The sequence below is a fragment of the Devosia subaequoris genome (assembly GCF_014197055.1).
Taxonomy (GTDB): Bacteria; Pseudomonadota; Alphaproteobacteria; order Rhizobiales; family Devosiaceae; genus Devosia; species Devosia subaequoris.
This window is the reverse complement of record NZ_JACIEW010000021.1, coordinates 1-5,086: the sequence shown is the minus strand read 5'-3', so window position 1 is coordinate 5,086 and position 5,086 is coordinate 1. Positions and strand designations below refer to the sequence as shown.

Annotated in this window: 6 protein-coding genes and 1 pseudogene; 4 read left to right on the top strand and 3 right to left on the bottom strand. The window is 60.2% G+C overall.

What is annotated here, in order from left to right; translation table 11 throughout:
* The 3 genes from GGR20_RS18315 to GGR20_RS18305 form a co-directional block, all read right to left on the bottom strand.
* On the bottom strand, window positions 1-323 hold a 323-nt coding region (locus tag GGR20_RS18315), incomplete at its 3' end, for an MFS transporter (protein WP_183312796.1).
* Window positions 324-457: 134 nt separating this feature from the next.
* On the bottom strand, window positions 458-919 hold the full coding sequence (gene cueR / locus GGR20_RS18310; RefSeq protein WP_183312795.1) for a Cu(I)-responsive transcriptional regulator: 462 nt from the start codon (window positions 917-919) through the stop codon (window positions 458-460).
* Window positions 916-3,444, bottom strand: coding sequence for a heavy metal translocating P-type ATPase (locus GGR20_RS18305; RefSeq protein ID WP_183312794.1), 2,529 nt, complete (start codon window positions 3,442-3,444; stop codon window positions 916-918). Before GGR20_RS18305 ends, cueR begins: the two co-directional genes overlap by 4 nt.
* Window positions 3,445-3,613: 169 nt before the next feature.
* Between GGR20_RS18305 and GGR20_RS18300 the strand changes: the two genes are divergently transcribed.
* The 4 genes and pseudogenes from GGR20_RS18300 to GGR20_RS18285 all read left to right on the top strand — a co-directional run.
* Window positions 3,614-3,814: a heavy-metal-associated domain-containing protein gene (locus GGR20_RS18300; RefSeq protein WP_183312793.1), complete on the top strand. Its 201-nt coding sequence runs from the start codon at window positions 3,614-3,616 to the stop codon at window positions 3,812-3,814.
* A gap of 122 nt (window positions 3,815-3,936) precedes the next feature.
* Window positions 3,937-4,416 carry a DUF411 domain-containing protein gene (locus GGR20_RS18295; RefSeq protein ID WP_246349782.1) on the top strand — a complete coding sequence of 160 codons (480 nt, stop codon included), beginning with the start codon at window positions 3,937-3,939 and terminating at the stop codon, window positions 4,414-4,416.
* A gap of 58 nt (window positions 4,417-4,474) precedes the next feature.
* The gene (locus tag GGR20_RS18290; protein WP_183312791.1) at window positions 4,475-4,813 is read left to right on the top strand and encodes a hypothetical protein; all 339 of its coding nucleotides are present in this window, start codon (window positions 4,475-4,477) and stop codon (window positions 4,811-4,813) included.
* 53 nt (window positions 4,814-4,866) lie between these two features.
* Window positions 4,867-5,086: pseudogene (locus GGR20_RS18285) on the top strand (copper oxidase); the annotation flags it as partial.

The window sequence follows — 5,086 nt, the reverse complement described above, 5'->3', positions numbered from 1 at the left end:
GCACGACCGGCAAGCAGGATTTCCTGGCTTGACGCGAGGCCGGCCAGCAGGGAGGCGGCGGTCAGGATGACAAAGCCGGTCGTGAAAATGCGGCGGGCGCCGAACAGGTCGCTCAACCGACCGCCGAGCAGCAACAGGCCGCCAAAGGCGATGACATAGGCGTTGAAAATCCAGCTCAGACCGCTGGCGGAAAAGCCGAGATCGGCTTGGATGGCGGGCAGTGCCACGCCGATGATGGAAGTATCGAGGATGACGATGAATTGGGCGGCACACAGCAATGCCAGAGCGGCCCATCTCTTCGGATCCGGTGTGAACTTTTGCATTGGAGTTCCCCAGAAAAGGTTTCTCGCCGATTGCGATTAACCCAGGTGTCCGGCTTCCAACGCTGGTAGAGTCAAGAGGTAAGAAGAGATATGTTTCAAACAAAAAGGCGGTGAAAAATCACCGCCTTAAATGATTAGTGGGTGTGCGGGTCTATTTCACCCGCAAGACCAAATCGTGGTCTTCTTCTCAACAGTACCGTTGGTGCGAGTGATACGGCGAACTCTTCTATTATTGGGCAGTCAGGCCGGTCATCTCCGTGGCAATTTTCGGCCAGATGCTCAAGTGTTCGACTCATCGCCTCAAGCGCTAGCGCTTTTTCCTTCAACTTGGCAACGTGCTCCAACGCAATGGCCTTCACGTCGGCACTGGCGCGGCTGCGGTCCCGCCAGAGCGCCAGGAGGTCTCGCATCTGTTCGACCGAGAAACCGAGGTCCCGGGCGCGATTGATGAAGCGCAGAGCGTGAATGTCATGGTCGGTATAGACCCGATACCCGGCATCCGACCGGTGTGCAGGAGTGATCAGACGGATGGTCTCATAATAGCGGATCATCTTGGTCGAGATACCCGTAGCCTTTGCAGCGTGTCCAATGTTCATTTTGCGTACTCCAGCTCAAGTGGCGCACCAGAGGCACCTGCTTCGGAGCCGGCCGGCGCTCCAAAGGAGCGTAGGCGGAGGGCATTGGCGAGCACGAAGACGCTCGACAAGGCCATGGCACCGGCGGCAAGCGCAGGGGAGAGCAGCATTCCGGTAAACGGGAAGGCCGCTCCGGCAGCAATCGGCACCAGTGTAGCATTATAGGCGAAGGCCCAGAACAGATTCTGCTTGATGTTGCGGATGGTGGCCCGGCTGATCGCGAGGGCTGTCGAAACGCCGCGCAAGTCACCCGACATCAGGACCACGTCCGCGCTTTCGATGGCGATGTCGGTGCCGGTACCAACAGCAAGACCGACATCCGCCTCGGCCAGTGCCGGGGCATCGTTGATGCCATCACCCACGAAGGCTAGCTTGCGACCATTGGCCCTGAGACGCTTAATGGCTTCAACCTTGCCTTCGGGCAGCACCTCGGCAACCACTTCGTCAATCCCCAGCTGGCGGGCAATTGCCTGCGCGGTGCGGGCATTGTCGCCGGTGATCATAGCCACTTTCAGACCCTGCTCATGGAGAGCAGCAATGGCGCTGCGGCTGGTCGGCTTGATGGGGTCGGCTACAGCGATGATGGCAGCAAGCGTGCCGTCGATGGCGGCATAGAGCGGGCTCTTGCCTTCATCACCCAACTGGCGGGCACTACCGGCGAAGTGATCGACAGCAATGCCGGCCTTGGCCAGGGCGCGATCCGCGCCGACAAGAACCTTTCGGCCTTCAATAATGCCGGAAATCCCATAGCCCGGCGTGGCCTCAAACCCCTGTGGGGCCGTCAGAGACAGCCCCTCCTTTTCAGCAGCGGCAACGATGGCTTCGGCAATCGGGTGCTCCGAGAGGGTTTCAAGGCTCGCCACCTGACGCAGGATTTCGGTGCGATCAAAGCCCCCGGTCACGATCAAGTCGGTCAGTTCCGGGCGGCCCTTGGTGAGAGTGCCGGTCTTGTCGAGGGCAACAACATTGACATCACGCAGGGTCTGCAGGGCCTCTCCCTTACGGAATAGGATGCCCAGCTCGGCGGCGCGGCCGGTGCCGACCATGATGGAGGTCGGGGTTGCCAGGCCCATGGCACATGGGCAAGCAATGATCAGCACGGCGACGGCATTGACCAGGGCGAAGGTGAGCTGCGGCGACGGGCCAAAAACAAACCAGACGGCAAAGGTGGCCAGAGCGATTGCAATGACGATCGGGACAAAGACCCCGGTGACACGATCAACCAGCGCCTGGATGGGCAGCTTGGAGCCTTGTGCGGCCTCGACCATGCGGATGATTTGGGCCAGAAGCGTGTTGGCGCCGACCTTGGTGGCTTCGAATTCGAAGGAGCCGGTCTTGTTGATCGTGCCGCCAACGACCTCGTCGCCCTCCACCTTGCGGACGGGAATAGGCTCGCCCGTGATCATGGCTTCGTCAACATAGGACTCGCCGGACCGGACCACGCCATCGACCGGAACCTTGTCGCCGGGGCGAATCTGGATGCGGTCCCCGGCGCGGACGGCGTCGAGCGGCAATTCAATCACGGCCCCATCGCGTACAACGCGCGCGGTCTTGGCCTGCAAGCCGACGAGGCGCTGGATGGCCTGGCTGGTGCGGCCCTTGGCGCGCGCTTCAAGAAGACGCCCCAGAAGGATCAGCGTCACGATGACCGCTGCCGCTTCATAATAGACATTGGCGGTTCCGGCAGGGAGCAGCCCGGCAAAGAAGGTGGAGACCACCGAGAAGCCCCAGGCGGCCGACGTGCCCAGGACGACGAGCGAGTTCATGTCCGGGGCGCCGCGCAGCAAGGCCGGAATACCCTTTTGAAAAAAGCGCAGACCGGGCCCAAACAGGACGACGGTGGCCAGGATGAACTGCAGATAGTGATTGGTCTGCATGCCGATGGTGTTCATGATGAACATGTGCACCGCCGGAATGAAGTGCGAGCCCATTTCCATGACGAAGAGCGGGGCGGTCAACACGGCCGAGAGGCCAAAGGCCCAGCTGAGCTTGCGCGCCTCTGCCGCTTTGCGGTCGGCGGCGGGGACCGGCTCGGCACCGGCTTCGGACGCGACCTGACGGACGTCATAGCCGGCCTCCCTGACCGTGGCTTCCAGCACGGCGCGCGTCACCAGACCGCCCGTTGCCCTGATGGTGGCCTTTTCAGTGGCGAGATTGACACTGGCACTGACGACGCCGGGCACGGCGGACAGAGCCCGCTCGATGCGTCCGACGCAAGAAGCGCAGGTCATGCCTTCGATTTCGAGTTCAAAGCCTTCGACGCTGGTTTCATAACCGGCCGAGTTGATGGCGGCGATGATAGCACCGGGTTGTACCGATCCATCGGTTTCCACGCTCGCCCGCTCAGTGGCCAGGTTGACAATGGCCTTGATCGTACCAGGAACGGCTGCAATCGCCTTCTCGACGCGCAGTACGCAGGACGCGCAGGTCATGCCTTCAATCGGGAACTCGAAACTGGATCCGGATGAGATGGTGTCCGTAGACATTTTGCAGTCCTTTCATTTCGACTGCCATTCCATCTGCGCCTTCCAACGTTGGTAAGGTCAAGCACTTTCTTGCGAGAAATGGTGAGGCGAAAAATCTGCAAATTGGGACTTGACCCTCCCACCGTGGGAAGAACCATTTCCAGCGTGTCTCAACCAAAAAGGACACGACATGTATAACTTCACCGTCTCGGACATGACCTGTGGCCATTGCGCCTCGACCATTGAGAAGGCCGTCAAAAGCACCGATCCGGCTTGCGAAATCAAGATCGACGTCGCTGCTCGCACGGTTCAGGTGGAAACGGCCCGCTCCGTGCAGGATATCGCTGATGCCATCAAGTTGGCGGGCTATACCGGCACGCTGGCTGCCTGATTACCCCAGATCAATGCCAACCGGGCAAAGCGGTCCTAAGGATCGCTCTGTCCGGTTTGCCATCACGCGGACAGAATGACCGCGCATCATTTGACCGGTTTCCTTGGATGCAAAGGCTCCCCATGCTGATCACCCGACGTACTTTCGCCATCGGCGCCCTGAGCCTCGCGGGCGCGAACATGCTGTGGCCGGCGCAGGCGCAGGACGCAAGCCCGATAGTCTCGATCAAGAAAGATCCCTGGTGTGGTTGTTGCACCGGTTGGGCGCGCCACCTTGAGCAAGCCGGATTTACGGTCGACGTCGAAGAGATCGAAGAGATGGAGGCCGTCAAGGACAAACTCGGGGTCCCAACCGAGCTTCGTTCATGCCACACGGCGACAATTGACAGATATGTAATCGAAGGTCATGTGCCCGCAGAGGCCATCGTCGCCTTGCTTGATCAGAGTCCGCAGATCAGCGGCCTAGCTGTTGCAGGCATGCCAATCGGTTCCCCCGGGATGGGCGGCCCCGCAGGCAGCGACCTCGACCCCTACGATGTTATGGCGTTTGACGGTTCGGGTGAATTTGTCTTCATGCGGTTCGTCGGTAACCAGCACGTGTAGTCACTTGACCCCGCCAGAAAGCAGGGCCCATGAAATTCAAGTCGGGCATCGAGCACATATGAAGCTGATCGTTCGCATCCTGCTGACCTTGCTGATGGCGTTGACTCTTAACGCCTCGATGGTCTTTGCTGCGACGACACATTCGCCATTTCACCGTACGGCTGTTTCCGCTCAACCCTGCGATCACCATGGTCATGGCCCTGAAAAAGCCAGTCATGCGAACGTAGTGAATGGGGAGGACTGCACGCAACAGGTCTGCCCCTCCTGTACTGGTTTGCTGCTGTCAGCCCCTGTCATGCCCGACTCGACACTGCATTTCGGGGCCGAACCGTTCACGCTGGACAGCTGGTCCGCATCCTGGCGACCACTGCTTTTCCGTCCACCCATCCATATCTGAAGCCCTTCGACCGCCTTCGGGCCAGTCCCGTTTTCAGATTTTGGAGCAGTACCATGAGTACGCAACTCTCTCGTCGCGCCTTCCTTGGCGCATCCCTGGCGCTCGCCGGCAGCGTGACCATTCCGCGCTTTGCCTTGGCGCAACAGCCATTCACCCGAACCCTGGTTGCTGAGCGTCATGTCATCGATGTCCTGGGCAAACCCGCTGATGTTTTCGGCATCCGCAATGAACTTGGCCGGCAAGGCCTGTTCCTCCCTTCCGGCGAACGCTTTC